Annotated in this window: 1 protein-coding gene; it reads right to left on the bottom strand. The window is 65.1% G+C overall.

Annotated features, from left to right (window positions below; translation table 11 throughout):
- Positions 1-37: 37 nt before the first annotated feature.
- Positions 38-1,243 (bottom strand): IS256 family transposase, encoded by a 1,206-nt coding sequence (locus tag IF78_RS0142765; protein WP_234440037.1) that lies wholly within the window; start codon positions 1,241-1,243, stop codon positions 38-40.
- Positions 1,244-1,362 lie beyond the last annotated feature (119 nt).

Genomic DNA, 1,362 nt, shown 5'->3' with positions numbered 1-1,362 from the left:
TGTGTCAATTTAACGGCTGATCTTGTTTGTTGAGTGGTCAGTTGTTGCTCGGGGTAAGGCGGCCCTCGAAGGCGATCTGGAATGCGTTGAGAGGTGCTTTCCAGCGCATGGTCCACCGCTTGCGGCCCTTCCCGGTCGGGTCCAGGCTCATCAGGGCCATGTAGATGCACTTGAGGGCGGCGGCTTCGTTGGGGAAGTGTCCGCGGGCGCGGACGGACCTGCGGATGCGGGCGTTGACGCTCTCGATCGCATTCGTGCTGCAGATGACCTTGCGGATCTCGACGTCGAAGGAGAGGAAGGGCACGAACTCGGCCCAGGCGTCCGACCACAACTTCACGATCGCCGGATACTTCCGGCCCCAGGACTCCTGGAACTCCAGGAAGCGCTCCGTCGCCGCGTCTTCGCTGGGTGCGGTGTAGACGGGCTTGAGGGCCTTGGCGACCTTGTCCCAGTCCTGACGGGCGGCATAACGGAACGAGTTCCGCAGGAGGTGAACCACACACGTCTGGACGATCGTGCGAGGCCAGACGGTCTCCACGGCCTCGGGAAGGCCCTTGAGCCCGTCGCAGACCAGCATCAGCACGTCGTCCAGGCCGCGGTTCTTCAGCTCGGTGAACACGTGCAGCCAGTACTTGGCGCCCTCGCCGCCGTCGCCGGCCCAGACGCCGAGGATGTCGCGGGTGCCGTCCACCGTCACCGCCATCACCACGTAGATGGGACGGTTCGCGACCTTCCCGTCCCTGATCTTGACGTTGATGGCGTCCACGAACAGGACCGGATAGACGCGGTCGAGCGGCCGGTTCTGCCACTCGGCCATGCCCTCCATCACTTGGTCGGTGATGGTGGAGACGGTCTGCTTGGACACCTCGGCGCCGTACACCTCGGCGAGATGAGCCGATATCTCCCCGTGAGTGAGGCCCTTCGCGGACAAGGAGAGCACCATCTCGTCGATGCCGGTCAGGCGCCGCTGTCGCTTCTTGACGATCTGCGGCTCGAAGCTGCCGGCAGTGTCGCGGGGCACCTTTACTTCCACCGGCCCGACGTCGGTCAGCACGGTCTTGGCCCGGCTCCCGTTGCGGGAGTTGCCGCTGCCCCGACCGACAGCATCGTGGCGTTCGTAGCCGAGGTGATCGGTGATCTCGCCTTCCAGGGCAGATTCCAGGACCCGTTTGGTCAGCTGCTGCAGCAGCCCGCCCTGACCGGTCAGCTGCAAGCCCTCCGACCGGGCCCGTTCCACCAGCATCGCGACCAGTTGCTCATCGGACACGGGTGCAGGCTGCCCGGACGGGGCACTCTCGACAGGTTCCACGGTCTCCAACTCCACGGCGGCGTCAGCCACTTGACGTCTCTCCCATGATCGTC

This window comes from Streptomyces bicolor, assembly GCF_000719285.1.
Lineage (GTDB): Bacteria > Actinomycetota > Actinomycetes > Streptomycetales > Streptomycetaceae > Streptomyces > Streptomyces bicolor.
Note: the sequence above shows the minus strand (reverse complement) of the source record. Positions and strands in the feature narration are given on the sequence as shown.